The sequence below is a fragment of the Pseudomonas fluorescens genome (genome assembly GCF_902497875.1).
In the GTDB taxonomy this organism is placed as follows: Bacteria; Pseudomonadota; Gammaproteobacteria; order Pseudomonadales; family Pseudomonadaceae; genus Aquipseudomonas; species Aquipseudomonas fluorescens_BR.
In genome coordinates, this window is sequence record NZ_CABVHY010000027.1 from 1 (window position 1) to 25,761 (window position 25,761).

The following is a 25,761-nucleotide window of genomic DNA, read 5'->3' on the forward strand; positions in this document are numbered from 1 at the left end:
GCTTGCTCGCGATTTTCGAAGGCGACATCATTTATATGCCAATCACCCGACAGTCCGGGCTGCGAAACAACCCCGGAATGAAGTATTGTTGTACCCATCCAGAAAAACGTCAGAAGCCTTGAACCGTTGCGACGGTTGTTAAGCGATAGAGGGTGTCATGGGTAACGAGAGCATCAATTGGGACAAGCTGGGTTTTGACTACATCAAGACAGACAAGCGCTATTTGTCGCACTGGCAAGATGGCGCCTGGGACAAAGGCACCCTGACTGAAGACAATGTGCTGCACATCAGCGAAGGCTCCACTGCCCTTCACTATGGCCAGCAATGCTTCGAAGGGCTGAAGGCCTATCGCTGCAAGGACGGTTCGATCAACCTGTTCCGTCCGGACCAGAACGCCGCGCGCATGCAGCGCAGCTGCAGCCGTCTGCTGATGCCGCACGTGCCGACCGAAGACTTCATCGAAGCCTGCAAGCAAGTCGTGCGCGCCAACGAGCGCTTCATTCCGCCTTACGGCACCGGCGGCGCGCTGTACCTGCGCCCGTTCGTGATCGGCGTGGGCGACAACATCGGCGTGCGCACCGCGCCCGAGTTCCTCTTCTCGATCTTCTGCATCCCGGTCGGCGCCTACTTCAAGGGTGGCCTGACCCCGCACAAGTTCCTGATTTCCAGCTATGACCGTGCCGCGCCGCAAGGCACCGGTGCGGCCAAGGTCGGTGGCAACTACGCCGCCAGCCTGATGCCGGGCTCCCAAGCCAAGAAGGCGCACTACGCCGACTGCATTTACCTGGATCCGATGACCCACTCGAAAATCGAGGAAGTCGGCTCGGCCAACTTCTTCGGTATCACCCACGACAACAAGTTCGTCACACCGAGTTCCCCTTCGGTGTTGCCGGGCATCACCCGCCTGTCCCTGATCGAGCTGGCCAAATCGCGCCTGGGCCTGGAAGTGGTCGAAGGCGACGTGTTCATCGACAAGCTGTCGGACTTCAAGGAAGCCGGCGCCTGCGGGACTGCCGCGGTGATCACCCCGATCGGCGGCATCAGCTACAACGACAAACTGCACGTGTTCCACAGCGAAACCGAAGTCGGCCCGATCACCCAGAAGCTCTATACAGAACTGACTGGCGTGCAAACCGGCGATATCGAAGCGCCAGCAGGCTGGATCGTCAAGGTCTGATCTGACGGGGCCTGGCCCCACGCGGCACTCAGCCCACCCATCGCTTCGGCGGTGGGTGGGCTTTTTGTTGTGCTGCAATCTGCGCCCCACGACCGTTAGTCGCTCTTGCGGTGATGCAGACGGTCTCTTCACGAACATCATCTAGTCTGAGAGCAACACTCAGCTGGAGTTGGACCGATGTCGTTAGCTGATGAGCGCGTGCCCAGTTCCGACCGAGGTAAGGAAACCCGGCTGTTCCTCTTCCTCGTTGCCTGCCTGTTCCCCATGCTCTCCATCGCCCTGGTCGGTGGTTACGGCTTCTTCATCTGGTTTATTCAAATGATCTTCGGTCCACCCGGGCCACCCAACTGATAGCACCTTTTTTGAGTCTATCGGGAGCACGGACATGGACAAACCTTTGCATATTGCCAGCCTGGTGGTGCTCGCCCGTCCCGAACTGTTCGAGGCGGTCAAAGCCAACCTGCGGCTGTTGAAGGGTCTCGAACTGCATCAGCAAAGCCCTGCGGGCAAGCTGGTGGTGGTGCTCGAAGCCGAAGATGAAAGCCAGATCCTCGACTGCATCCAGCAGATTGGCAACCTGCCGGGGGTACTCAATGCCGCGTTGATCTACCACGAAGTTCTCGAAGACACTGGAGAGGTCGTATGAGCATGACTCGCCGGGAGTTCGTCAAGGCTCAGGCCGCCGCTATCGCCGCCGCCGCGGCCGGTCTGCCGATTGTCACGTCCTCCAGCAACCTGATCACCGACGCCGAGATGGTCACCCTGGACTGGAACAAGGCGCCCTGTCGCTTTTGCGGCACCGGCTGCAGCGTCATGGTGGCCACCAAGAATAACCGCGTGGTCGCCACTCACGGCGACGTCAAGGCCGAGGTCAATCGCGGGCTGAACTGCGTCAAGGGCTACTTCCTGTCAAAAATCATGTACGGTGTCGACCGCCTGACCCAACCGCTGCTGCGCATGAAGGATGGTCAGTTCGACAAGCAGGGCGAGTTCCAGCCGGTCAGCTGGGATCAGGCCTTCGATATCATGGAGTTGAAATTCAAGGCGGCGCTCAAAGCCAAAGGCCCCGAATCGGTGGGCATGTTCGGCTCCGGGCAATGGACGGTGTGGGAAGGCTACGCCGCCAACAAGCTGATGAAAGCCGGCTTGCGCAGCAACAATATCGACCCTAATGCCCGCCACTGCATGGCCTCGGCGGTGATGGGCTTCATGCGCACCTTCGGCATGGACGAACCGATGGGCTGCTACGACGACATCGAAGCGACTGATACCTTTGTGCTGTGGGGCTCGAACATGGCCGAGATGCACCCGGTGCTCTGGAGCCGCGTCACCGATCGCCGGTTGAGTCAGGCGAATGTCAAAGTCGTGGTGCTGTCGACCTTCGAACATCGCAGCTTCGAGCTGGCCGATATTCCGATGGTGTTCAAGCCGCAAACCGACCTGCTGATCCTCAACTACATCGCCAACCACATCATCGAAAGCGGCTCGGTGAACCAGAGTTTCGTCAGCAAGCACACGCGCTTCGCCAAGGGCACCGATGACATCGGCTACGGCCTGCGCCCGGACGATCCGCTAGAAATGCAGGCAAAAAATGCCGCCAAGGCCAACACCTGGACCGATATTTCCTTCGAACAGTTCGCCACCTTCGTCAAGCCCTACACCCTGGAACGCACAGCCAAGGAAACCGGGGTTTCCACCGAACACCTCAAAGCCCTGGCAGAGTTGTATGCCGACCCCAAGCGCAAGGTGGTGTCGTTCTGGACCATGGGCTTCAACCAGCACACCCGCGGGGTCTGGGCCAACAACCTGATCTACAATATCCACCTGCTCACAGGCAAGATCAGCGAGCCGGGCAACAGCCCCTTCTCACTGACCGGCCAGCCCTCGGCGTGCGGCACCGCGCGCGAGGTCGGGACTTTCTCCCACCGATTGCCCGCCGATCTGGTGGTGACCAATCCCAAGCACCGCGCCACTGCGGAAAAAATCTGGAAGCTGCCGGCCGGGACCATCCAGGAAAAGGTGGGTTTTCACGCCGTGGAGCAGAGTCGGATGCTCAAGGACGGCGTGCTCAACGTCTACTGGACAATGTCCAGCAACAACATGCAGGCCGGGCCGAACATCATGCAGGAGGTCCTGCCGGGGTGGCGCAATCCGGAAAATTTCGTGATCGTCTCGGACGTCTACCCCACCGTCTCCGCCCAGGCCGCGGACCTGATTCTGCCCAGCGCGATGTGGGTCGAAAAGGAAGGCGCCTTTGGCAATGCCGAACGGCGCACCCAGTTCTGGCACCAGTTGGTCAGCGCACCGGGCGACGCCAAATCCGATCTGTGGCAACTGCTGGAATTCTCCAAACGCTTTACTACCGAAGAAGCCTGGCCCGCCGAGTTGCTCGCCAAGGCCCCCGAGTACAAGGGCAAAACCCTGTTCGAGGTGCTGTACAAGAACGGCCAGGTCGATCAGTTCCCGCTTGAGCAACTGGAAGCCGGGTACAAGAACGATGAAGCCAAGGCCTACGGTTTCTACCTGCAAAAAGGTCTGTTCGAGGAATACGCCCAGTTCGGTCGGGGCCATGGCCATGACCTCGCCGAATTTGATCGCTACCACAGCGAGCGCGGGTTGCGCTGGCCCGTGGTGGACGGCAAGGAAACCCGCTGGCGTTACCGCGAGGGTTATGACCCTTACGTGGAAAAAGGCAGCGAAGTGCAGTTCTACGGCTACCCGGACAAGAAGGCGATTATCTTCGCCCTGCCCTACGAGCCGCCAGCCGAGATGCCGGATGCCGATTATCCGTTCTGGCTGAGCACCGGCCGGGTGCTGGAGCATTGGCATACAGGGAGCATGACCCAGCGCGTCGAGGAACTGTACAGGGCCGTACCGGACGCGCTGGTCTACATGCATCCGGAGGATGCCAAGGCAATGAATGCGCGGCGTGGCAGTGAAGTAAAAGTGATCAGCCGGCGCGGTGAAATGCGCGCACGCATCGAAACCCGCGGGCGCAACAAGCCTCCGCGTGGCCTGGTATTCGTGCCGTTCTTCGACGCCAACAAGCTGATCAACAAGGTCACGCTGGATGCCACCGACCCGATCTCCAAGCAGACCGACTACAAGAAGTGTGCGGTGAGGATCGAGCTGATCAGCGCGGCCTGAGGAGGACCTTCATGAGTTACCGCTTGCTACCCGTGCTGTTGCTTGCTGCCTTCGGCCTGGCTGTCGCGGCCCAGGTCGACTACCCGCTGGACGCACCGGGACCGGACGGCCGTCGACCCGGCGGAATAATGACCCAAAACCAGCCAGCGCCGCCCATCGCGAACGAGGAGAACAAGGACCTCAAACGCGAGCGCAATTACCCGGACCAGCCGCCGACCATTCCCCACACCATCCGCGGTTATCAAATCGACAAGAACAGCAACAAGTGCCTGTCCTGCCACAGCCGCGCTAACAGCGCGCGCAGCCAGGCACCGATGGTCAGCATCACCCACTACATGGATCGCGACGGCCAGGCACTTGCCGCCGTGTCGCCGCGCCGCTACTTCTGCAATCAGTGCCATGTCCCGCAAAAAGAGGTCAAGCCCCTGGTGGACAACAGCTTCGAGAACATCGACAAGTTGTTGCAAGACGAAGCCAGCGCGCCAGCGAAACCCTAAGGAGAGGTCATGAAATCATTGCTCGCCCTGCTCAAGGACTACTGGGGCGTCTTGCGTCGTCCCAGCGTCCACTACAGCCTGGGGTTCCTCACACTCGGCGGGTTTATCGCCGGGGTCATCTTCTGGGGGGGCTTCAACACCGCGCTTGAGGCGACTAATACCGAAAAGTTCTGCACCTCCTGCCACGAAATGCGTGACAACGTATTTGTCGAACTGCAGGAGACCATCCACTACAGCAACCGCTCCGGCGTACGCGCCACCTGCCCGGACTGCCACGTGCCCCACGAATGGACCCACAAGATCGCGCGCAAGATGCAGGCCTCCAAAGAAGTCTGGGGCAAGATTTTCGGCACCATCAGTACCCGCGACAAATTCGTCGGGATGCGCCGCGAACTGGCCGAGCACGAATGGGCCAGGCTCAAGGCCAATGATTCGCTGGAGTGCCGCAACTGCCACAACTTCCAGTTCATGGACTTCACCCGCCAGAGCAAGCGCGCCGCGAACATGCACTCCACGTCCCTGGCCGCTGGCCAGGCGACCTGCATCGACTGCCACAAGGGCATCGCGCACAAACTGCCAGACATGAGTGGGGTCAAGGGCTGGTGAGCGCCGTTATCCATGGGCGATCTTTGCGAGTGAACCGTGGCCGGGCTTCGTCACGTCGCTGAATCATTGAGAGCGGATGTGCTCAAGCACTGCGATTACCGCCTCCTCAGCGGATAGCACCGCAGTATCCAGTCTAAAAGGCCCGAATCCCCAGGCTTCATAGTCATGATCCAGTACCGATTGCCAAGTCGCAGGGACCAGGCCCGGAATGTCGAGTTCGCGGGTTTCGACCCTTCGTCTATGCTCGGCGATGTCGGAGCAGACCACCTCGATATCGACCAGTGGCACAGAATGGTAGTCGGCGATTTTTCGCCAGGCTTGACGGCTTTCCGCGACCGGATTGACGCAATCGGCAATCACCGTATTGCCGATGGAAAGATTGGCCTGTGCAAGCGCATTCGCTACGCTGTACCCGCTCTTGCCTGCATCACCGCCGAGCACGCCGGCATCGCGTATTGCCTGCTCGATGGAATCGATCCTCAGCCAGGTCGCAGCTGATTGAGCCGCAAGAGCGCGAGCGATGGTTGTTTTCCCTGTGCCAGGCAATCCGCTGAAAACGATGAGCATTGTGTGTCCTGAGTTCGTACAATTTTTCGGTAACATCATGTCCGAGAACGCAAGCCTCGGTCGAGGCGTTTGTACACGCTCAGGCATAGATCGACAGGTTGCTCGCCTGATGCCGGGACAGGCGCCGCAGCCACTCAGTCAATCCAGCCGGTCAAGGCGCACGCTCATGAACCCGCGTTACACGACCACCGCGATTGCCCTCCACTGGCTGATGGCTCTGGGGCTGATCGGCGCCTTCGCGATTGGCTTCTACATGCCGGACCTGGCGCTGTCGCCGACCAAGCTGAAGCTCTACTCATGGCACAAGTGGGCCGGCGTGACCCTGTTTCTGCTGGTACTGCTGCGCCTCGCCTGGCGCCTGCTGCATCCCGCGCCGCCGTTGCCGACGAGCATACCCGCGCTATTGCGCTTCACCTCGCTGGTCATGCACTGGTTGCTGTATGCACTGATGATTGCGATTCCCCTCAGTGGCTGGCTGATGAGTTCGGCGCAAGGTTTCCAGACTGCCTGGTTCGGGGTACTGCCGCTGCCCGATCTGCTGGACAAAGACCCCGCGCTGGGCGAGCGTCTGCAGGAACTGCATGAGGTGCTTAACTACATCTTGCTTGGCTTGGTGATCGTCCATACGGGTGCTGCGCTCAAGCATCACTTCATCGATCACAATGACGTGCTCACCCGCATCTTGCCGCTCAGGAACAAGGGCTGACCCAGGGTATTTCAGTCAATGAAGCTCGTGCTCCGACCGGAGAGTCCCATGAATGTTCGGTTCCTGCGTGCTGCCGCCCTGGTCGCCGCACTCATGCTCGGGCCCCTGACCGGCGCCCACGCGGTCCAATACAAGCAAGTGAATCCCGTTGCCAGCCAGATCTCCTTCACCTATACCCAGATGGGTGCGCGGGTGTATGGCACGTTCGGCAAGTTCGACGCCACGCTCGATTTCGACTCGGCGAACCCCACCGCGGCCCGCGCCGAGCTGACCATCCAGCTCGACAGCATCGACGCCGGCACCAGCGACGCCAACAGCGAGCTGCAAAAGCCCGCCTGGTTCAACACGGCGGTGTATCCGCTGGCGAAGTTCGAATCAAGCAGCGTCAAGGTGCTCGACACCAACCGTTTCCAGATTAGCGGCAAGCTCGCGCTCAAGGGCCGCACCCGTGACGTCAACGCATTGGTGGTTCTGAAGCCGCAGCACGCCATCGGCGTCTTCAGTGGCGAGTTCATCCTCAACCGCGCCGATTTCAGCATTGGTGAAGGCGAGTGGGCGGATATCGGGATCATTTCCAACGAAATCCTGATCAAATTCCGCGTTGTCGCTCCCGAGCAGTAACCATTACCGGCCCTTTCAATGGGCATAGGTATCTACACATCTTTCAAGGGCTGTCGAATACTGTGGCGAGGGGGCTTGCCCCCGTTCGGCTGCGCAGCAGTCGTAAAACCGGCAGATGAGATCTACCTGGAAAACCGCGATTGCCGGTTTTAGGGCCGCTTCGCAGCCCAACGGGGGCAAGCCCCCTCGCCACAATTTCGGTGTTCAATGGGCGTATTCCGATTTTCACTAAGTGCTGAACAGCCTGGAGGTGTTCCCTCACCGGATCATCAGTCATCGCGGGTCAGCACTTCCAGCAGCTCGATCTCGAAGGTCAGGTCTGAATGGGGGGTGATCGCGCCCATCGAGCGATCGCCGTAGGCCAGATGCGCCGGCACCCAGAGTGTGCGCTTGCCGCCGACTCGCATGCCCATCAGCCCGAGATCCCAGCCCTTGATCACCCTTCCTGTGCCAATCACGCACTGGAACGGCTTGCCGCGCTCATAGGAGGAGTCGAACGGGGTGCCATCCTCGAGAAAACCGCGGTATTGGGTGGTAATCAAGGCGCCTTTGACCACTTCTTTGCCGTCGCCCAGTTGAATATCTGTCACCTGCAATTCGCTGCTCATCACTCGCTCTCGTTGATTCGGTAGCCCTGTATGGCTCCTGAGGCAGGTTTTCCCAGAATTTTCGCGGGTTGGCAACCTTCATGAGTGCCTTGATTTTCTCGCGGCTTTCGCGAAAAAACCTGCTGTACTCAAGGGCGAGGACTAAGATAGCCTACGGCCATTACCCGCAGGGTTTCAATACTCCATGTCGTTAGTATTCACATGACCTATGCTTGGCTCAGCCTTTGCGCTGTTCTACTCATACTGGCGGCCGTAGTCACCTGGTTTCGTCGTGAGCGGAGCCTGCAAAACCGCCTGGCTCAGTATCGCGAACTGCTCGAACGCCTGCCGGACGGGGTGATCCTGGTCGGCGCCGATGGTCGCATCCAGCAGCAGAACAGCGCGGCAGCGCGGCTACTGGATAGCGACCACGCCCTCCTGGTCGGCTCGCCACTGTCCAGCTGGCTGCCGCACTTGAATGAAACCCTGGAGCAACGTCAACGCACCCTCGCCACCCGCGCCAATGGCCAGCAGCGGGCGATCGAGGTCACTCGCCTGCCCGCGACTTACAGCGCCAACTCCATCGTGCTGGTTCATCGCAGCAAGCAATACGGTCACGCGCCAGAGGATGCCGAACGCTACAAACGCAGCCAATATTTCGCCCGCATCGGCACCTGGGACTGGGATGTCGATACCGAGCAGCTGTATTGGTCAGAGGCGATCTACGGCATGTTCGGCTACAAGGTCGGCGAGGTGACGCCGTCCTATGAACTGTTCTGCAGTTGCGTGCACCCGGATGACCGCGCCCAGGTGCGAGCCGGTGAGTTGCGCTGCCTTGAAACCGGCGATAACCATGACGAGGAATACCGGGTCATCTGGCCGGACGGCAGCATCCATTGGTTGCGGGAAACCGGCAATGTGGTGAAAAACACCGACGATTCGACGGTAAAAATGATGGGCGTGGTCCGCGACATTACCGAGGAAAGAGCCTCGGCCAACCACCTCCAGCACCTGGCTCACTTCGATCCGCTGACCGGCCTGCCCAACCGCCTGGCCCTCGAGGCCCGCTTGTCCAAGGCCCTGGAACAGGCACGGCTGAACGATACCCGGGTGATACTGGTGTTTGTCGACCTCAATGGTTTCAAAGAAATCAACGACCATTTCGGCCACGCCGCCGGAGACCGGGTGCTGGTCACCACCGCTACCCGCCTGAAGAAAATCCTTCGCTCAACCGACACCGTCGCCCGCATCGGCGGCGACGAATTCGTGGTCATTCTCGAAGGCCTGCCCCAGGGCAAGAGCTTGCAAGATGAAGCCCACAGCATTTGCGAAAAAATCTTCGTCGAACTATCGCCCCCCGTCACCCTCGGCAATGACCAGCGACACATCGGCACCAGTCTCGGTGTCGCGGTGTTCCCGGATCACGCCCCGAGCATGGACAAACTCATCCACATCGCCGACCTGGCGATGTACGAGGCCAAGCGCAGCGGGAACAACCAGTATCGGTTGGGCAAGGAAGCATCGTGGGGCGTAGGGCTAAGTCCGTAGCAGCTGCCGAGCTTTGCGAGGCTGCGTTCGACTGCGAAGCGGTCGTTAAATCAGGCAACGGGTTCTTTCAAGCAAACCGCGTACTCAGGATTTACGAGGACTTCGGTCGAGCGCGACCCCGGCTCGAACGCAGCCTCGCAAAGCTCGGCAGCTGCTACGGAGTCAGTCAAGTCCCCTTACCCGCTGCACTATCCCCCCCACCCCGGTAGAATCCGCACTCAATCAGGACTGGCCGCGCCAGTCTGCATCAATTGTACGAACACCCAGGAGTCAGTCCATGCCCCATGAAGGCAACCTGTTGCAAGCCGCCGTGGTTTTTCTGTTCGCGGCGGTGCTGGCCGTTCCCTTGGCCAAGCGCCTGCAATTGGGCGCGGTACTGGGCTATCTGTTTGCCGGGGTGATCATCGGCCCGTCGGTGCTGGGCCTGATCGACAACCCACAAAGCGTCAGCCATATCTCGGAACTTGGGGTGGTGTTGTTGCTGTTCATCATCGGCCTGGAGCTCTCGCCCCGACGGTTGTGGGTGATGCGCAAATCGGTGTTCGGCGTGGGCCTGGCGCAGGTATTACTAACCGGGTCGCTGATTGGCGTCCTTGCCTTGTTCGTCTTTGGCCAGCCATTGAACAGTGCCATCGTGCTGGGCCTGGGCCTGGCGTTGTCGTCCACTGCGTTTGGCCTGCAGAGCCTGGCCGAGCGCAAGGAACTGACCAGCCCCCATGGGCGGCTGGCGTTCGCCATTCTGTTGTTCCAGGACATCGCCGCGATCCCCTTGATCGCCATGGTGCCGCTGCTGGCCGGTGGCGATCACAGCACCACTGCCACCCAGGACCTGAATCACGGCCTGCAGGTGCTCGGCAGCATCGCCGTGGTGGTGATCGGCGGGCGGTATCTGCTGCGCCCGGTGTTTCGCGTGGTGGCCAAGACCGGTCTGCCGGAAGTTTCCACCGCCACCGCGCTGCTGGTGGTGATCGGCACGGCGTGGCTGATGGACCTGGTGGGCGTGTCGATGGCACTGGGGGCGTTCCTTGCCGGTTTGCTGCTGGCCGACTCGGAATACCGTCACGAACTGGAAGCGCAGATCGAACCGTTCAAAGGATTGCTGCTCGGATTGTTTTTTATCAGCGTCGGCATGGGCGCCAATATCAGCCTGTTGTTCAGCGCGCCGGCCGCGGTATTGGGGCTGACTGTGTTGCTGATCCTGATCAAGCTGCCGCTGCTGTTTGTCGTCGGCCGGCTGGCCGGCGGACTGGGTCGAGTCAATGCCATACGCCTGGGCATCGTGCTGGCGGCCGGCGGTGAATTCGCCTTCGTGGTGTTCAAGATCGGCCGCGATCAGGGGCTGTTCGAGCCTCATCTGTACGATCTGCTGGTGCTGACCATTACCCTGTCCATGGCCCTGACGCCGCTCTTGCTGCTGTTGTGCGCGCGGCTGGTCAAGCCGGCGGTAAAACCGCTGAACATGCCGCCGGAATTCCGCGAAATCGAGACGGATGCGCCGCGGGTGGTGATCGCCGGCATGGGCCGTATGGGGCAGATCGTCGCGCGGATCCTGCGGGCGCAGAACATCAAGTTCGTGGCCCTCGACACTTCGGTGGAAACCATTGAGTTGTCCCGCAGTTTTGGCGGGGTGCCGGTGTTCTACGGCGACCCGATGCGCCCGGAGATTCTGAAGGCCGCCAAGGTCGAGCAGGCGGAGTTTTTCGTGATCGCCACCGACGACCCGGACACCAATATCAAGACCGCCGAACTGGTGCGCAAACTCTACCCGCAGATGAAAATCATCGCCCGCGCGCGCAACCGTCAGCACGTTCATCGGCTGGTGGATGTCGGCGCGCAAGCGGTGCGGGAAACCTACTATTCAAGCCTGGAAATGAGCCGGCGCACCCTGGTCGGGCTCGGCCTGAGCCAGACCCAGGCCGATGCCCGCATCAAACGCTTCACCCACCACGACGAACAGGTGCTCGAGGCCCAGCATGCGGTCTATGACGATGCCACCAAGGTCCTGCAAACCGCCCAGGAAGCCCGGGCTGAACTGGCGCGGTTGTTTGAGGCGGATCAGCTGGAGGAAGAGTCCAAAGGTTGAGGGTGAATGTGAGGGCCTCATCGCGAGCAAGCTCGCTCCCACAAGAGCACCGCTATCCCCTGTGGGAGCGAGCTTGCTCGCGATGAACGATAACGCGGTCTATCAGGCAAACAACAACCAAGGACTCCACAATGACCACCGCTGACCCATCCTCCCAGGCCCTCAAGGAAATCTTCAACGCCGAACGTCTCCAGCACATCGCCACCGAGATGAGTGCGGTTTACCCGGCGTTCAATGAAAAAGCCTTCCTCGCACTCGCCAACGACGGTCTTGCCGAGTTGTCGGTGATGCAACGCCTGGCCCGGGTCAGCGAGAGTCTGCACGCGGTGATTGCCCTCGACTACGAGCAAACACTAGAGCTCCTTCGCGCGTTGGCCCCACGGTTGAACAGCCGTTTCGTCAGCATGTTCCTGCCTCATTACGTCGCCGTTTATGGCGCCCACGCGTTCGAGCTGTCCATGGACGCATTGAAGTACTTCACGGCATTCGGCTCTTCGGAGTTTGCGGTGCGGCATTTCCTGCGCAGCGACTTTGAGCGCGCCCTGGCGCTGATGAACCAGTGGTCGCTGGACGACGACGAGCATGTCCGGCGCCTGGCCAGCGAAGGCAGCCGCCCGCGCCTGCCCTGGTCATTTCGCCTGGAACAGGTGCAAGCAGACCCGTCGTTGGCAGCCTCGATTCTCGATAACCTGAACGCCGACAACAGCCTGTACGTACGTAAATCGGTGGCCAATCACCTGAACGACATCACCAAGGATCACCCGCAGTGGGTGCTCGATCTGATCGAAGGCTGGTCCCTGGAAGACCCGCGCACTGCCTGGATCGCCAGACACGCCTTGCGCAGCCTGATCAAGCAAGGCAACCAGCGGGCACTGGCAATCATCGGTGCCGGAGGCAAACCAGAAGTCGAAATCCAGCACCTGAAAATCGAACCGCCAGTGATTCGCCTGGGGGAAAAAATCACCCTGTCCTTCACCCTGAAATCGACCCTGAGCGACAGCCAGCGACTGGTGGTCGACTACGCCATCGATTACGTCAAAGCCTCAGGCAGCACCTCGGCGAAAGTCTTCAAACTCAAGGGCCTGACCCTGGCTGCCAATGCCAGGGAAAACCTCAGCCGCGCCCAGCACATTCGCGAGCTGACCACCCGCAAACACTATGCCGGCAAGCACGCCGTGCACATTCTGGTGAACGGCGAACGCTTGGCCAGCAGCGCCTTCGAAATTCTCGACTGAGGCCCTGGACGACTGCAGAGCAGCGCCGTTTTCAAGGCGTAATAGCGACCTTCAGCACACCATCGCGCTGATGGGCGAACAGCTCGTAAGCCGCTTCGATGTCATCGAGTTTGAAGCGATGGGTCACCAGGGGTTTGAGATCGACCTGACCACAGGCAACCACCTCCATCAAGCGCCGCATGCGCTCCTTTCCGCCCGGGCACAGCGTGGTCACGATGCTGAGGTCGCCCAGCCCCGCGGCGAATGCATCGAGCGGGATGTGCAGGTCCGACGAATAGACCCCAAGGCTCGATAACGTGCCGCCGGGCCGCAGCACTCGCAGTGCCGATTCGAAGGTGCCCTGGGTCCCCAAGGCTTCAATGGCCACGTCAACCCCACGGCCATTGGTGATGGCCATGATGCGCTCGACCACATTGCCGTCCTTGAAGTCGACCACATGGGTCGCGCCCAACTGACGGGCGACAGCCATTCGTGCCGGCACGGTATCGACTCCGATAATGGTCGTAGCCCCCATCAGCCGGGCGCCGGCAATGGCGCACAGGCCAATGGGGCCAAGGGCGAACACGGCGACCGTATCGCCAATCTCGACCTTACCTCTTTGCGCGCCGGAAAAGCCCGTGGACATGATGTCCGGGCACATCAGCACTTGTTCGTCACTGAGGTTGTCGGGAATCGGGCAAAGATTGGCAAGGGCATCCGGCACCAGCACATATTCCGCCTGACAGCCGTCGATGGTATTGCCGAACTTCCAGCCACCGGCGGCGCGAAAACCGTGGGGAGTCCCGGGCCCGTCCTGTGACGAGCAGCCACAGAGGCAGGCGTAGCTTTGGCCGCTGGGGGTGATGGCGCCGACAATCACCCGTTGCCCTTCGACGAAGCCTGTGACCTGCGAGCCGAGCTTTTCGATCACCCCAACCGGTTCATGGCCGATAGTCAGCCCCTTGGCCACCGGGTACTCGCCGCGCAGGATATGCACATCGGTGCCACAGATGGTGGTGGTGGTAATGCGCACCAGCGCATCCAGCGGACCGACTTCGGGTATCGGTTTGTCGTCCAGCACGATGCGGTTTTTCTCAACGAAGATTGCCGCTTTCATTTTTGCCATGGTGCTGATTCCTGCTCTTCAAATCCGGGGAAGGTCTTGGTGACGGTCACTTTCCCAGATCCAGTTCATGGATGATTTCGCTGAACCCCTCGCTGGGATAGCGGCTGGTGAAACCGAGGTTTCTCGCCAGGCAATGCATGCCGTAATTGGTCGCCATGTCGGTCGAACTCATGGTCTTGACCCCGTTGCGCCGCGCGGCATCAATCAAATGCCCGCCCAGCAGGGTTCCCAGGCCGCGACGTTGCCAGTCATCGGCGACCGTTATGGCGCACTCGCATTGGTCCGCCCCGGGCGTCGAGGCGTAACGGCTGACGCCGATTTCAATTAATTGGCCATCTTTGTGCACCAGTGCGACATAGGCCATCCGCTTTTCATAGTCCAGGTCCATCATGCGGTCCATCAGTGGCGCATCCGCCTCACTGAAGGTTCCCATAAAACGCAAGCGGCGAGATCCGGCCGACAAATGCTTGATGAACTGAAACTCGCGCTCACGATCCTGCTCCTGAAGTGGGCGGATGAGTACATGAGTGCCATCCTTCAGCGCCTCGATCCAGTGTTCTTCAGTCGCGGCCGGACGAAAGGCGGCCAGGTGTTCGGCGGTTGATTGACCAGTGATCATGAGTTTCTCCCGGGCCGCGAGTCGAAGTGCTCGCAGGGCCTAGGAGTGTTGTACGACGGGTAGGGTTAGCCGAGCTGATCTGGATCAATGTTTAGGTGTATTCATCGGCCTTTACTCAGGCAAACGATTAAGAGCCTGGTCCGGACCGAGCAACAGCGCCTGCTCGCGCTCACACAACTCCACCACGTAATCCCACAACACCCGCAACCGCACCGACTTGTGCAGCTCGCGTCGGGTGCTGATCCAGTAGCTGCGCTGAATGCTCTCGGCCGGCAGCAGTGGAATCAGCTCCGGATCGTTGCTGGCCATGTAGCACGGCAATACGGCGATGCCCAGGCCCGAGCGCGCGGCCTGGTGCTGGGCGATCACGCTGGTGCTGTGAAACACCACCCGCGGGCTGCGGCAGAAGCTGTTGAGGAACATCAATTCCTGGCTGAACAGCAAATCATCGACGTAGCCGATCCAGGCATGCCGCGCCAGGTCTTCGCGGCTGTGCAGCGTTGGCGCATGGTCCAGGTAGGCGCGGCTGGCATACAGCGCCAGGCGGTAGTCGGTGAGTTTGCGAGTGACCAGCATGTCGACGATCGGGCGCTCGAGGTGGATGCTGATTTCCGCTTCGCGGTTGAGGATGCTGACAAAGCGCGGCACCGCTACCAGTTCGACCTCCAGCCCTGGATAGCGCTCGAACAGGCCGTTCATGCGGCTGGCCAGGAACATGATGCCCAGGCCTTCGGTCACTCCGAGACGGATCTTGCCCTGCGGCGCACTGGACTGGGTGATTTCTTCCTGCGCCAGCAAGGCGACGTTTTCCATGGCTTCGGCGTGCTTGAGCAGCGCCTCGCCGGCCGGGGTCAATTGGTAACCCTGGGCGTGCTGGACGAACAGCGCGGTGCCGAGGCTTTTTTCGATGGCCTCGATATGCCGGGCCACCGTGGCGTGGGTGGTTTTCAGCCGACGCGCCGCGGTCAGCAAACGGCCGCTACGTTGTAACTCGAGAAAAAACCGTAGGTCATTCCAATCAAACATGAATCTTCCTTGAACGCGCAGCAGGGTACAGCTGTCTAAAAACGCACAGCCACTGAGTAAAAACTAACATTCTTTAAACGAAAGCTAACAACTAGGATGAATCACAACAAGAACAACAACAGAAGAGGTCATGGATGCAGCCTGTCGTTGAAGAATATGACTACGTGGTAGTCGGCGCGGGGCCAGCCGGTTGTTTGCTGGCCAATCGTCTGTCCGCCAACCCCGGGCACCGGGTGCTGCTGCTCGAAGCCGGTGGCCGCGACAACTACCCGTGGATTCATATCCCCGTCGGTTATCTGTTTTGCATCGGCAACCCGCGCACCGACTGGTGCTTCAAGACCCAAGCGCAACCTGGCCTGCAAGGTCGCAGCCTGAGCTACCCGCGAGGCAAGGTACTTGGCGGCTGTTCGTCGATCAACGGCATGATCTACATGCGTGGCCAGGCCAGCGATTACGATGGTTGGGCCGCCGACGGTAATCCGGGCTGGGCCTGGAAGGACGTCCTGCCGCTGTTCAGGCAGAGCGAAAACCATTTTGCCGGCGACTCGGAGTTTCATGGCGCTGCCGGGGAATGGCGGATCGAGCGTCAACGGCTGTCGTGGCCGATCCTCGATGCGTTCCGCGAGGCGGCCGAACAAAGCGGCATTGCCAGCATCGATGACTTCAACCGGGGCGATAACGAAGGCTGCGGTTACTTCCAGGTCAATCAGAAGGCCGGCGTGCGCTGGAATGCCGCCAAGGCTTTTCTCAAGCCAATCCGCAACCGACCCAACCTCACAGTGCTGACCGATGTCGAAGTCGATCGCCTGCTGCTGGAAAACGGCCGGGCTTCGGCAGTCAGTGCCCGCTGGCAAGGCCAGCCGAAAACCTGGAAGGCGCGCCGGGAAATCGTCCTCTGCGCCGGCTCTGTCGGATCACCGAACATCCTGCAACGTTCCGGGATCGGCCCGAGTAGTTTGCTGCAACGCTTGGGGATTGGCGTCGCCCATGAACTGCCTGGCGTCGGCGGCAATCTGCAGGATCACTTGCAGCTGCGGCTGATCTACAAACTGCAAAACGCCCGCACCCTGAACCAGATCGCCGGCAGCCTGTGGGGCAAGATGGGCATGGGCCTGCGGTATCTGTATGACCGCAGTGGCCCGCTGTCCATGGCCCCGAGCCAACTGGGCGCGTTCGCCCGTTCGGGACCGGAGCAGACTTCGGCCAACCTTGAATACCATGTGCAGCCACTGTCGCTGGAGCGCTTCGGTGAGCCGTTGCATGCATTCCCGGCATTTACCGCGTCGGTCTGCGACCTGCGTCCGCAAAGCCGTGGCCGAGTGGATATCCGCTCGTCCAATCCTCAGGAGGCGCCGCTGATTCAGCCAAACTACCTGAGCCACCCTGAAGACCTTCGAGTCGCCGCCGACGCCATTCGCCTGACCCGGCGCATCGTCGCCGCGCCGGCCCTGGCGCAGTTCAAGCCCTGCGAATACCTGCCGGGCGACGCCTTGCAGACCGACGAGCAACTGTTTGACGCAGCAGCGCGGATCGGCACGACGATCTTCCACCCGGTCGGCACCTGCCGCATGGGCAATGACAAGGATGCCGTGGTCGATGCCCAATTACGCGTCCACGGCATTCCCGGGCTGCGCATCGCCGACGCCTCGATCATGCCACGCATCACCTCGGGCAATACCTGTTCACCGACCCTGATGATCGCCGAGAAAGCCGCTCAGCTGATTCTCGCAACACCGACAAGGAGCCTCGCCCCGGAAGAAGAACTGGTCACCGAACCGCAACCCCTGTAGGAGCTGCCGCAGGCTGCGATCTTTTGATCCTGCATTTGCGGCGCCCCCGAAAAGATCGCAGCCTATCGGCAGCTCCTACGCCGACCGGGTACACCTGCAATGTGGTGGGTTTAAACCTCCTACGCAGATTCCATCAGGCAATACCGACATCGTGGCGCCGAACATCGCGGCGACAGTGGAACAACAAAAACAATCACTGTAAGGGATACCGATATGTCAGAACATGCTCAACCCCTGGACGCGACGCTTGGCGCGACCACCAGCAAGGAAACCCAGAAAGTCATCTTCGCCTCGTCCCTGGGGACGGTGTTCGAGTGGTATGACTTTTTCCTCTACGGCGCCCTCGCGGCGGTCATCAGCAAACAGTTTTTCGCCGGGGTCAACGACACCACCGCGTTCATCTTTGCGCTGATGGCGTTTGCCGCGGGCTTCATCGTGCGGCCGTTCGGCGCGCTGGTGTTCGGCCGACTGGGGGACATGATCGGGCGCAAGTACACCTTCCTCGCGACCATCATCCTCATGGGCCTGGCGACCTTCTGTGTCGGCCTGCTCCCGACCTATTCGAGTATCGGCATTGCCGCACCGATCATCCTGGTGGTGCTGCGCATGCTCCAGGGCCTGGCCCTGGGCGGTGAGTACGGCGGCGCGGCGACCTACGTCGCCGAGCACGCACCGCCTGGCAAACGCGGGTTCCACACCAGCTGGATTCAGTCCACCGCCACCCTTGGCTTGCTGTTGTCGCTGCTGGTGGTGCTCGGTTGCCGCTACTTCACCGGTGACCAGTTCGAAGTCTGGGGCTGGCGCATCCCTTTCCTGTTTTCGATTGTGCTGCTGGGGATTTCCACCTGGATACGCATGAGCCTGCATGAGTCGCCGGCCTTCCTGAAAATGAAAGAGGAAGGCAAGATCTCCAAGGCGCCGATCCGCGAATCCTTCGGTAAATGGGAAAACCTGAAGATTGTGCTGATCGCGCTGTTCAGCATCAACGCAGGGCAAGCGGTGACCTTCTATGCCGCGCAGTTTTACACGCTGTTCTTCCTCACCCAGTTCCTGAAAATGGACCCGGCCCTGGCCAACGGCCTGCTGATCGTCAGCGTGGTGATCGGCGCGCCGTTCTTCATCTTCTTTGGCTGGCTGTCGGACAAGGTCGGGCGCAAACCGATCCTGATGCTCGGTCTGTTGCTGGCGACCGTGTTGTACTTCCCGATCTTCAAGGGTATTGCCCACTACGCCAACCCGGCAATTGACCTGGCCAGCCGTCAGGCACCGATCACCGTACTGGCCGACCCGGCCACCTGCACCTTCCAGTTCGACCCGGTGGGCAAGGCGCGTTTCGACAGCCCGTGCGACAAGGTCAAGACCTTCCTGGTCAAACAGGGCCTGCCCTACAGCAGCGAAGCGGCGCCGGCCGGTAGCCAGGTGCAAGTGAGCGTGGGTGACGTGCGCATCGACGGTTACGACGAAGCAGCGCTGCGCGGCGCGGTAACCCTCGCCGGTTATCCGCAACGGGCGGACACCCAGCAGGTCAACAAACCGATGATCGTCGCGCTGATGGTCGCCCTGACCTGTATCGCCGCCATGTGCTACGGCCCGCTGGCGGCGCTGATGGTCGAACTGTTCCCGACCCGTATCCGCTACACCTCGATGTCCCTGCCCTATCACATCGGCAACGGCTGGTTCGGCGGCTTCCTACCGACCGTGTCCTTCGCGCTGGTGGTGTACACCGGCGATATCTTCTACGGGCTGTGGTACCCGGTGGTGATCACCGGGGTGAGTTTGATCGTGGGCATGATCTGTCTGCGGGAAACCAAAAACGTCGATATGGACAAGAACTGACGGATCAAGGGCCGCCCACTCGCCGTATTGCCGGCGATGGGCGGACCCGGTGATACGCCCGGCCTGATTGGACCAGGCGCTGGAATTGCGCCTGACCCCAGGGCTAGCATCCCTCTAGCAAGCCCCTCAGGGGCGAGGCCGTTGCTCCACGAGGTTTTATGTAGTGCGAGAAAATATTCACTACAAAAGCATTGACGACTCGATTGCCGTTTTGCATTATCGACTCGTCTCTCGGATCGGGAGAGCTGGCAAGGGATTACGAACACGCTCGACAGACCGCCGAGCTGTTCCTTGATATGTACTGCCCACAAGGCAGATTGATGAAGCTGATCTGGCAGGACCGTCCAGTACAGGGACGAGAAGCGCTGGCGAAACGTCCTCATGATGCTTGTGGCTGACCTCGTAAGGTCAGCATGGGTATCCGGATTTGCGCTGCTTCTCCTCGTTGTGACCGTGCCCTGTAGTCGCTTTTCATCAATGCTACATTCATCAAGCCCAAGGCTGGATCTGCACCTGACGGACAGGTGCTTCAGGAAACGATTGGCCAATGTGGCCACGTCGTTCAGCGAACCAACCAGACATGATCAATGAGTGGTCAAGGGGCTTACCAATGAATCTGAACAATCAACCCACTATTGATGAACTGGCTCGGCTGTTCGCATCGCACAAAGACAACCACGACAGCCACGTACTGTGGATCTGCAAGTCGGGTGAAGTCCGAATCGATTGCCTCGCGCCCTACTCGCAGGAAAGTGAATTCGAGAAGGCCCATCAAAGCATGCGTGCCCGACTCAAAATGTACCGCCGGGGCCAGGGCTATGTCGGGAAGAAAGCGGCAGCGGACAAAGACTTCATTGGCCGGGTCTTTCAAACCCTGAGCCAGGAATGGAAGTTGCTGCAGAATCAGTCCGGAGTGAACCTGCTGGACCGCTACTGCTAAAAACCCCCTGCGGTGTCGCTGATAGCGACACCCGCCTCTACAAACACCCTACGGCGGCCGCTTTCATTCAAATGAAAGCGGCCGCGCTGTTTTGATCTTGTTTGTTTTTAACGGTGAGGGCCAACTCATATTCATCAAACTTCATATCGGGCAACCCGTGTTAAGTTAGCGTTCCATGTTGTATCGATTCCGTTGAACAATACCCGTTTATAACAAATATTTTTCAGCCCCTTGGTCAATCCGGCTGTCTTGCATGCCGGTAACACCAGCTATTATTTCACTACTTGCTCTGCGACTGACCCGGCAATCCCATGATTAATCAAATCAACAGGGACGCACATAATGGCGACCTTAAAGTTAACCCCGGCACTCCGGGCTGAATATCAAGCACTGTTCAATAACTGCCTGATCCGGCCGGATCGCATGGCGGTCGTCAATACCCTGGTCGAGCGCCTGAACCAGCACCGGGATACATACCAAAGCGTTGCCAATGAAGTTGGTGTCCCCTGGGGCTTCGTCGCGGTCATTCACAACATGGAGGCCAGTCAGCGTTTCGATGGACATTTGCATAACGGCGACCCACTCACGGCGCGCACCGTTCATGTTCCTGCAGGTCGGCCGGCCAAGGGCAACCCGCCGTTCAAGTGGGCTGAAAGCGCAGTTGATGCCTTGCGCATGAAAAAACTCGGCCCCGCGAGCGACTGGACGCTGCCTGGCACCTTGTTTCAACTGGAACTGTTCAACGGCATAGGGTATCGGCGTTTTCATCCGCACGTGTTAACCCCCTACCTATGGAGCTTTTCCAATCACTACAAAAGCGGCAAGTACATTTCCGATGGCACCTGGTCGGAAACCGCAGTCTCGGCCCAGTGCGGTTCGGCCGTGTTGTTGCGGCGCATGGCGGAGAACGGCTTCCTCGACTTCGAGGACCAGCCCGCCCCGGTTGAAGGCGCCCAGCCGATCGTTGTGAGCCACTCCAACAAGAAACCGGATGACCCCGCCGAAGTGACAAAAGCCATTGCGTTGCAGAACTGGTTGAACACCTTCCCGGGGATCTTCGTCAAAGTCGACGGCACCCCAGGTGATCGGACGTCAGCAGCGTTTTTCAAAGTAACGGGACGGTTTCTGCCGGGTGATCCCAGGGGGTAACAAGCCCCCAAAAAGATCGCCGCCTGCGGCAGCGCCTACGCCATTTCGCTAGACCCACAAATGATCCAGTGTACGCGGGCACCGGAGCTGCCGAAGGCTGCGATCTTGCAAACTCAAGCCGCAACCCCTTGGCGGGAGCTGCTGCTCACCTCAAATTGCCCCACCAGCTTCTGCAGTTTATTGGCGTTGAGCCTGACCGTTTCCGCACTGCTCTGCAGCACCACCACAGTCTGGCGCATCTCGCTGGAAGACTGGTCGACCTGCTTGATCGTGCGCCCATAGTCGAGGCCGCGTTCATTAAGCTGCTGGATGATGGCGAACATGCTTTCCACCGCCTGATGCAGCTGCACGTTTTCCGAGGAGGCTTCTTCGGCCAGGCGCAGGCTGTTGTCGACATCCTTGACGCCGTTTTCCATAAAGCTCACGGCGGTTTGCGTTTCGTTTTGCAGGCCTTCGACCATCTGCCGGATATCCTCGGCGGCCCGTGAGGTGCGCGAGGCCAGGCTGCGAACTTCGTCGGCCACCACGGCGAAACCACGGCCATGTTCGCCAGCCCGCGCCGCCTCGATGGCAGCATTGAGCGCCAGCAGAGTGGTTTGATTGGTGATGGCGCTGATCAGCCCGGTGATATTGCCGATCTGGGTCATTCGGCTGTCGAGCAATTGCACGCTTGAGGACGAACGCTCGACCACGTCGCGAATCGACTGGGTGCCGATCTGCACCGCGAGAAACTGTTCGCGGGCGCGGCTGACCACCTCGTCCATGGCTTGCTTCATTTGTTCGGCACTGGCCGAGGCTTGCTGGATCTCGCCCAATTGCTCTTCGACGATGATCATCATGTGATGCACCGCATCCGCGACTTCGCCACAAGTGAGACGGGCTTCCTGGCTGCGGCCAAGCATCAGTTGATTGGTCTTTCCAACACTGTGACTGGCCTTGATCACCTGCCCGACGACCGCGTCCAGGTGGTCGATGAAACTGTTGATCAAGCGCCCCATATCGCCGGTCTCGTCGTTGGCCATGCGTGAGGTGTCGAGGCGCTGGCGCAGGTTGCCTTCGCCCTCGGCGATGGTCCTGATCACCCCGGTCATCTCGTTCAGCCGTGCCGCCAGCCGCTTCGGCCCGAAGGTGCTGAACAGCACCGCGGCGACCAGCATGCTCAGGACCTCGCCGGCATCGATCAGGCTCTGCGCAAGGCCACTGTAGTGCCGGACCAGGAAATTGCAGGCAAACAGCGCGGCCATGGTGGCCAGGTAAGGCTTCATCAGCCCGTAACTCAGCGAACGCCGGCGATAGACCTCCTCCAGATCGGCTTCGCACATCATGCCCCAACGGTCAGGCGATCCGGGCAGTTGAAAGGTCACACCCTTGCCGACCACCGGAATGTGCCGGTAGTCCGAGTAACCGGGATAGGTGACGAACAGGTTGGAACCGCTGCGGATGGTTTCGCGCACCCCGGGGTGCAGCTGCTGGGTCGCCGGGTCGGTGAAGCGCAGTTCCAGTTCGGTATGGCGCTGCACCTGGACGGTCTTCCAGGGCGTGTGTACGCCGCTCTTGAGATTCTCGCCGTGGCTAAAGGTCCCGTCCTCGAAGCGTGAGCGTGACAGGGCGATGCCAGGCTCGATTGCCGGATCGAAGCGCGACTGGACCATGAACAGGTAGTTGTCCCCCGACTCGGCATAAATATGCCCGGCCTCGCGCTGGATAAGATCGCCCAGGACATCGTTCGGTACACGGCCGCAGAGGCAGCCAAGGACTTTGCCGTCAACCTTCAGCGGCTGGTAGAACATCAGCGTGACTTCATCGTGAAAACGCGAGGACGAAGGGCCGATCTGCAAGGTCAGCGGGTCACTGTAGGGGCCATGCAGAAACGGTGTTTTCAGCCCTTCGGCCAACGCCTGCGGATTGCAGGGTTGTTTTTTGCCATGGGCGGCCCAGGTCGAAGCCAGCACCGCACCGCCTGGATCGACGACGAACAGTTCAGAAAAATCTTCGGCCTGGTTGAGCTTATCCAGCAGTGAACTGTTGTCGAGATGGGCGAAGTCGCGACCGAGGACCACCGCCAATTCGGCCAGGTGCTCCCACTGCTCGCGAGTCCAGTTGTGCAGCAACTGGACGCGGGTTGCGGCAATGGCTTCGAACGTCTGCTCGATCACCGGGTAGGCAGACTTGTTGAGCCCGCAAGACCAGCGCATCGCCCATTTTCCGGTCTTGCCTAACCAGGGTAACCAGTGCTTTTCGGCGGAGGACAACCCCATGGAATTACTTGATAGCGACATTCACTTCCCCAAGTACGACATTCTAATGCCGAACGTCAGAGCAATTACCACGCCAATTCGCAAGCTTGCTAACTATCCTGCTACTAAAGTCTCAGGAATCAGGGGATCTGCCATCGATATTCCCCAGCTGAAGCTTGTCGGTGAGCGTTGGTGTTTGAGCAAGTGAGCCGATCAGGAACCTGATGGTTCAAATAAGTGCGGGTGCTCGATAACAGGGCAACCTTGCGCCTGACGATCATCAGGAGCGATCGATCGAGGGAACCGATCCAAGTGTCTCAGCGCCTTGACACCCGCGACCTGAAGCCTTCGGCGCCGATGAGCTACACTTGTGAGCCCTTCGATAACTGCTAGATTTCACAGATAGCGTCTCGCCATCTCTGGACACCCTCCCCCCTTGCCGGTGCCCCCATGGCCCAGGCAGTGGCGCACAGACGGCAGCGGCCCGGCCCTGCCAGGGTTCCCAGGCAACCCCCTGGGCCAGCGCGTTACTGGGTATGGAGCCAGGAAATGCCAAAGGCATTTCAGTCAACCGACTCAAGGCTGCGGACGCTTCGGCGTTGCATCCTCGCCCGCCCGCGTGCGCTGCGGCGCTGGATCCTCGCCCTACCGCATAAGCTTCGGTGCTGGATCCTCGCCCTTCCACATAAGCTTCGGTGCTGGATCATCGCTCTTCCACATAAGCTTCGGTGCTGGATCATCGCTCTTCCGCGTGCGCTGGGCGATGGGATTGCGGGCCTCCTGCACCATTTGCCCGGAGCCCTGGTTGTCGCCTCGCTGGTGACCATCGGCCATCTCCACTTTCACCTGCTCGATGCCATCGACAGTTATGCCTTTATCGGCATCGGCAATCTCAGCGCGGTAGAAGCCTTGTCCAGTGGAGCCAAAAAACCCAGCGTTGCGGTTGTGCTCATCGACCAGTCGAGCTACGAAACTAACTACCATGAACGTTCACCGCTGGATCGCTGCCAACTGCGGGACGACCTCAAGTTCCTTTACGACCTCCCCATACCGCCCAGACTGCTGGTCATCGACCTGGACCTGTCGCCCGGCCGCGGCGACGTCTTTTGTCAGAATAAGCTGAATGAGCTGCTCATAAATGGCCAGAGCAGGACCAAGACGGTGTTGATGGCCCCGCTTCCCGTGAATGACCCCCTCGCCTCGGACATAATCCAGGCCTGGCGCGAAACCATGGAGGACGCAAAAATCGCCTTCGGTGATCCGAACCTGCCTATCCGTTATGGCCTGGTGACTAAAATCGAATGCGAGGAGAAAAAGCTCGCAGCAGTCGCCTTGGACGCGGCAATCGCCGTAGACAGGGAAGTCCCCTCAGACACGGCAGTCGCCGTGAAGAAACTCACGAACGCTAGCACCAACCCTTGCCGGGGCGAGCAGGAAAAAAAACAATCCAAGGAGTTTCTGATCAATCCCAAGCAATACGTTATGGGACTGCGTCCGGTGTCGACCTATAAACTGTCAACACAACGCGAGCTGTTTTCCGAGTGGCCGGGACTCCCCCCACCCTGGCAGCTGCCGGTGGTGTTCTTCGGTGGCAGCTACGGCGAGGATGACACCTACCTGACCCCTCTCGGCACCATGTACGGCGTCGAGGTGCATGCGGCGGCCTATATGTCCCTGGTGGAACCGGCGACATTATTCAGTCATCTGCGTAGCTTCGGCCTGGAGATTGGCATCGCCGTGCTCTTCGGCGGGGTCATCAGTTTTTGCTGGCGGCACTACTTCGCGATGCGTTTCAGCCCCTCCCCCCCGAAACGCCAGTTCTCCACGATTTTTGTGTGGATCCTGGGTCTTTTGCTGATGGCTCTGGTCATGGTGACCACCGCCTTTTCTCTTTGTCTGCTGAGCACGAGCAACTCATGGCTATCGCCTATCCCCATCGCGCTCGGGATGTTGATCGAGAGTTTCTTCGTCGGTGCCGTGCACGAAGCCGTGAAGGAAGGAGACCACCAGCGCGAGATGTTGGTCGGGAAGTTGAAGACGGCCCACGAGAATGGCCCAGCCCAATTCGACGAGGCCATCGCGGCAGAAGAGATGCGACAGCGCCCGGAGCACCCTCGCAACCTTTGCGACCGATGCTCGCGCTTCATCATCGGCGACGTTGCACGGCATATCGGAAACTGCGATTTAGGCGCCGCACTGTTCCTGCTAGTGCGTCGCCTGGCGCTTTTCGCCCTGCTGGGTTTTGCTCTGTCTCTGATCTTCCGCCATCACTAAAAGGAGCCTGA

Annotated in this window: 23 protein-coding genes; 17 read left to right on the forward strand and 6 right to left on the reverse strand. The window is 60.0% G+C overall.

Features of this window, described 5'->3' with window-relative positions; all coding sequences use genetic code 11:
* Nucleotides 1-157: 157 nt before the first annotated feature.
* The 6 genes from F8N85_RS24060 (at nt 158) to F8N85_RS24085 (ending at nt 5,427) form a co-directional block, all read left to right on the forward strand.
* A complete protein-coding gene (locus tag F8N85_RS24060; RefSeq protein ID WP_150806011.1) occupies nt 158-1,177 on the forward strand; it encodes a branched-chain amino acid aminotransferase in 1,020 nt (339 codons plus the stop codon).
* Nucleotides 1,178-1,354: 177 nt separating this feature from the next.
* On the forward strand, nt 1,355-1,528 hold the full coding sequence (locus F8N85_RS24065; RefSeq protein ID WP_150806012.1) for a periplasmic nitrate reductase, NapE protein: 174 nt from the start codon (nt 1,355-1,357) through the stop codon (nt 1,526-1,528).
* A 34-nt stretch (nt 1,529-1,562) separates the two neighbouring features.
* The gene (locus tag F8N85_RS24070; protein WP_150806013.1) at nt 1,563-1,823 is read left to right on the forward strand and encodes a chaperone NapD; all 261 of its coding nucleotides are present in this window, start codon (nt 1,563-1,565) and stop codon (nt 1,821-1,823) included.
* Nucleotides 1,820-4,324 carry a nitrate reductase catalytic subunit NapA gene (gene napA, locus F8N85_RS24075; RefSeq protein WP_150806014.1) on the forward strand — a complete coding sequence of 835 codons (2,505 nt, stop codon included), beginning with the start codon at nt 1,820-1,822 and terminating at the stop codon, nt 4,322-4,324. Before F8N85_RS24070 ends, napA begins: the two co-directional genes overlap by 4 nt.
* An 11-nt stretch (nt 4,325-4,335) precedes the next feature.
* Entirely contained in the window at nt 4,336-4,821 is a 486-nt protein-coding gene (locus F8N85_RS24080; RefSeq protein WP_150806015.1) for a nitrate reductase cytochrome c-type subunit, read from the forward strand.
* A 9-nt stretch (nt 4,822-4,830) separates the two neighbouring features.
* Nucleotides 4,831-5,427 carry a cytochrome c3 family protein gene (locus F8N85_RS24085; protein WP_150806016.1) on the forward strand — a complete coding sequence of 199 codons (597 nt, stop codon included), beginning with the start codon at nt 4,831-4,833 and terminating at the stop codon, nt 5,425-5,427.
* 63 nt (nt 5,428-5,490) lie between these two features.
* Here F8N85_RS24085 and F8N85_RS24090 read toward each other — a convergent pair whose 3' ends face one another.
* Entirely contained in the window at nt 5,491-5,994 is a 504-nt protein-coding gene (locus F8N85_RS24090; protein ID WP_150806017.1) for an AAA family ATPase, read from the reverse strand.
* 166 nt (nt 5,995-6,160) lie between these two features.
* Between F8N85_RS24090 and F8N85_RS24095 the strand changes: the two genes are divergently transcribed.
* Complete coding sequence (locus F8N85_RS24095; RefSeq protein WP_150806018.1) at nt 6,161-6,700, forward strand: cytochrome b; 540 nt, start codon at nt 6,161-6,163, stop codon at nt 6,698-6,700.
* Nucleotides 6,701-6,748: 48 nt separating this feature from the next.
* Nucleotides 6,749-7,321: a YceI family protein gene (locus F8N85_RS24100; RefSeq protein ID WP_150806019.1), complete on the forward strand. Its 573-nt coding sequence runs from the start codon at nt 6,749-6,751 to the stop codon at nt 7,319-7,321.
* Nucleotides 7,322-7,590: 269 nt separating this feature from the next.
* Here the strand turns inward: F8N85_RS24100 and F8N85_RS24110 are convergent, their stop codons facing one another.
* Complete coding sequence (locus F8N85_RS24110; protein ID WP_150806020.1) at nt 7,591-7,929, reverse strand: FKBP-type peptidyl-prolyl cis-trans isomerase; 339 nt, start codon at nt 7,927-7,929, stop codon at nt 7,591-7,593.
* 201 nt (nt 7,930-8,130) lie between these two features.
* On the opposite strand from F8N85_RS24110, the gene F8N85_RS24115 reads away from it, so the two are divergent.
* The 3 genes from F8N85_RS24115 to F8N85_RS24125 all read left to right on the forward strand — a co-directional run bounded on the left by F8N85_RS24115 (nt 8,131) and on the right by F8N85_RS24125 (nt 12,774).
* Complete coding sequence (locus tag F8N85_RS24115) at nt 8,131-9,456, forward strand: sensor domain-containing diguanylate cyclase (RefSeq protein ID WP_150806021.1); 1,326 nt, start codon at nt 8,131-8,133, stop codon at nt 9,454-9,456.
* A gap of 277 nt (nt 9,457-9,733) precedes the next feature.
* Entirely contained in the window at nt 9,734-11,539 is a 1,806-nt protein-coding gene (locus tag F8N85_RS24120) for a monovalent cation:proton antiporter-2 (CPA2) family protein (protein WP_150806022.1), read from the forward strand.
* Between the two features lie 131 nt (nt 11,540-11,670).
* On the forward strand, nt 11,671-12,774 hold the full coding sequence (locus F8N85_RS24125) for a DNA alkylation repair protein (RefSeq protein ID WP_150806023.1): 1,104 nt from the start codon (nt 11,671-11,673) through the stop codon (nt 12,772-12,774).
* A 31-nt stretch (nt 12,775-12,805) separates the two neighbouring features.
* On the opposite strand, the gene F8N85_RS24130 is transcribed toward F8N85_RS24125, so the two are convergent.
* The 3 genes from F8N85_RS24130 to F8N85_RS24140 form a co-directional block, all read right to left on the reverse strand.
* Entirely contained in the window at nt 12,806-13,879 is a 1,074-nt protein-coding gene (locus F8N85_RS24130; protein ID WP_150806024.1) for an NAD(P)-dependent alcohol dehydrogenase, read from the reverse strand.
* A gap of 46 nt (nt 13,880-13,925) precedes the next feature.
* Complete coding sequence (locus tag F8N85_RS24135; protein ID WP_150806025.1) at nt 13,926-14,498, reverse strand: GNAT family N-acetyltransferase; 573 nt, start codon at nt 14,496-14,498, stop codon at nt 13,926-13,928.
* 111 nt (nt 14,499-14,609) lie between these two features.
* Complete coding sequence (locus F8N85_RS24140; RefSeq protein WP_150806026.1) at nt 14,610-15,524, reverse strand: LysR family transcriptional regulator; 915 nt, start codon at nt 15,522-15,524, stop codon at nt 14,610-14,612.
* Nucleotides 15,525-15,658: 134 nt separating this feature from the next.
* Here F8N85_RS24140 and F8N85_RS24145 point away from each other — a divergent pair, with 134 nt between their 5' ends.
* The 4 genes from F8N85_RS24145 (at nt 15,659) to F8N85_RS24160 (ending at nt 21,239) form a co-directional block, all read left to right on the forward strand.
* A complete protein-coding gene (locus tag F8N85_RS24145) occupies nt 15,659-17,314 on the forward strand; it encodes a GMC family oxidoreductase (RefSeq protein WP_150806027.1) in 1,656 nt (551 codons plus the stop codon).
* A gap of 213 nt (nt 17,315-17,527) precedes the next feature.
* A complete protein-coding gene (locus F8N85_RS24150) occupies nt 17,528-19,150 on the forward strand; it encodes an MFS transporter (RefSeq protein ID WP_150806028.1) in 1,623 nt (540 codons plus the stop codon).
* A gap of 610 nt (nt 19,151-19,760) precedes the next feature.
* Entirely contained in the window at nt 19,761-20,090 is a 330-nt protein-coding gene (locus F8N85_RS24155) for a hypothetical protein (protein ID WP_150806029.1), read from the forward strand.
* Between the two features lie 342 nt (nt 20,091-20,432).
* Entirely contained in the window at nt 20,433-21,239 is an 807-nt protein-coding gene (locus tag F8N85_RS24160; RefSeq protein ID WP_150806030.1) for a hypothetical protein, read from the forward strand.
* Nucleotides 21,240-21,352: 113 nt separating this feature from the next.
* Here the strand turns inward: F8N85_RS24160 and F8N85_RS24165 are convergent, their stop codons facing one another.
* On the reverse strand, nt 21,353-23,518 hold the full coding sequence (locus F8N85_RS24165; RefSeq protein WP_150806031.1) for a methyl-accepting chemotaxis protein: 2,166 nt from the start codon (nt 23,516-23,518) through the stop codon (nt 21,353-21,355).
* On the opposite strand from F8N85_RS24165, the gene F8N85_RS24170 reads away from it, so the two are divergent.
* Together F8N85_RS24170 and F8N85_RS24175 are read left to right on the forward strand one after the other, a co-directional pair.
* Nucleotides 23,496-23,684, forward strand: coding sequence for a hypothetical protein (locus tag F8N85_RS24170; protein WP_150806032.1), 189 nt, complete (start codon nt 23,496-23,498; stop codon nt 23,682-23,684). The two genes, F8N85_RS24165 and F8N85_RS24170, sit on opposite strands and share 23 nt — an antisense overlap.
* 341 nt (nt 23,685-24,025) lie before the next feature.
* Nucleotides 24,026-25,750 (forward strand): CHASE2 domain-containing protein, encoded by a 1,725-nt coding sequence (locus F8N85_RS24175; RefSeq protein ID WP_191636248.1) that lies wholly within the window; start codon nt 24,026-24,028, stop codon nt 25,748-25,750.
* The last annotated feature ends 11 nt before the right edge of the window (nt 25,751-25,761 follow it).

Excerpts from the sequence above, each read along its gene's own strand:
- F8N85_RS24060 (WP_150806011.1), top strand. The coding sequence starts at position 158 with ATGGGTAACGAGAGCATCAATTGGGACAAGCTGGGTTTTGACTACATC.
- F8N85_RS24065 (WP_150806012.1), top strand. The coding sequence starts at position 1,355 with ATGTCGTTAGCTGATGAGCGCGTGCCCAGTTCCGACCGAGGTAAGGAA.
- F8N85_RS24070 (WP_150806013.1), top strand. The coding sequence starts at position 1,563 with ATGGACAAACCTTTGCATATTGCCAGCCTGGTGGTGCTCGCCCGTCCC.
- napA (WP_150806014.1), top strand. The coding sequence starts at position 1,820 with ATGAGCATGACTCGCCGGGAGTTCGTCAAGGCTCAGGCCGCCGCTATC.
- F8N85_RS24080 (WP_150806015.1), top strand. The coding sequence starts at position 4,336 with ATGAGTTACCGCTTGCTACCCGTGCTGTTGCTTGCTGCCTTCGGCCTG.
- F8N85_RS24085 (WP_150806016.1), top strand. The coding sequence starts at position 4,831 with ATGAAATCATTGCTCGCCCTGCTCAAGGACTACTGGGGCGTCTTGCGT.
- F8N85_RS24090 (WP_150806017.1), bottom strand. The coding sequence starts at position 5,994 with ATGCTCATCGTTTTCAGCGGATTGCCTGGCACAGGGAAAACAACCATC.
- F8N85_RS24095 (WP_150806018.1), top strand. The coding sequence starts at position 6,161 with ATGAACCCGCGTTACACGACCACCGCGATTGCCCTCCACTGGCTGATG.
- F8N85_RS24100 (WP_150806019.1), top strand. The coding sequence starts at position 6,749 with ATGAATGTTCGGTTCCTGCGTGCTGCCGCCCTGGTCGCCGCACTCATG.
- F8N85_RS24110 (WP_150806020.1), bottom strand. The coding sequence starts at position 7,929 with ATGAGCAGCGAATTGCAGGTGACAGATATTCAACTGGGCGACGGCAAA.
- F8N85_RS24115 (WP_150806021.1), top strand. The coding sequence starts at position 8,131 with ATGACCTATGCTTGGCTCAGCCTTTGCGCTGTTCTACTCATACTGGCG.
- F8N85_RS24120 (WP_150806022.1), top strand. The coding sequence starts at position 9,734 with ATGCCCCATGAAGGCAACCTGTTGCAAGCCGCCGTGGTTTTTCTGTTC.
- F8N85_RS24125 (WP_150806023.1), top strand. The coding sequence starts at position 11,671 with ATGACCACCGCTGACCCATCCTCCCAGGCCCTCAAGGAAATCTTCAAC.
- F8N85_RS24130 (WP_150806024.1), bottom strand. The coding sequence starts at position 13,879 with ATGGCAAAAATGAAAGCGGCAATCTTCGTTGAGAAAAACCGCATCGTG.
- F8N85_RS24135 (WP_150806025.1), bottom strand. The coding sequence starts at position 14,498 with ATGATCACTGGTCAATCAACCGCCGAACACCTGGCCGCCTTTCGTCCG.
- F8N85_RS24140 (WP_150806026.1), bottom strand. The coding sequence starts at position 15,524 with ATGTTTGATTGGAATGACCTACGGTTTTTTCTCGAGTTACAACGTAGC.
- F8N85_RS24145 (WP_150806027.1), top strand. The coding sequence starts at position 15,659 with ATGCAGCCTGTCGTTGAAGAATATGACTACGTGGTAGTCGGCGCGGGG.
- F8N85_RS24150 (WP_150806028.1), top strand. The coding sequence starts at position 17,528 with ATGTCAGAACATGCTCAACCCCTGGACGCGACGCTTGGCGCGACCACC.
- F8N85_RS24155 (WP_150806029.1), top strand. The coding sequence starts at position 19,761 with ATGAATCTGAACAATCAACCCACTATTGATGAACTGGCTCGGCTGTTC.
- F8N85_RS24160 (WP_150806030.1), top strand. The coding sequence starts at position 20,433 with ATGGCGACCTTAAAGTTAACCCCGGCACTCCGGGCTGAATATCAAGCA.
- F8N85_RS24170 (WP_150806032.1), top strand. The coding sequence starts at position 23,496 with ATGGAATTACTTGATAGCGACATTCACTTCCCCAAGTACGACATTCTA.
- F8N85_RS24165 (WP_150806031.1), bottom strand. The coding sequence starts at position 23,518 with ATGTCGCTATCAAGTAATTCCATGGGGTTGTCCTCCGCCGAAAAGCAC.
- F8N85_RS24175 (WP_191636248.1), top strand. The coding sequence starts at position 24,026 with ATGCCAAAGGCATTTCAGTCAACCGACTCAAGGCTGCGGACGCTTCGG.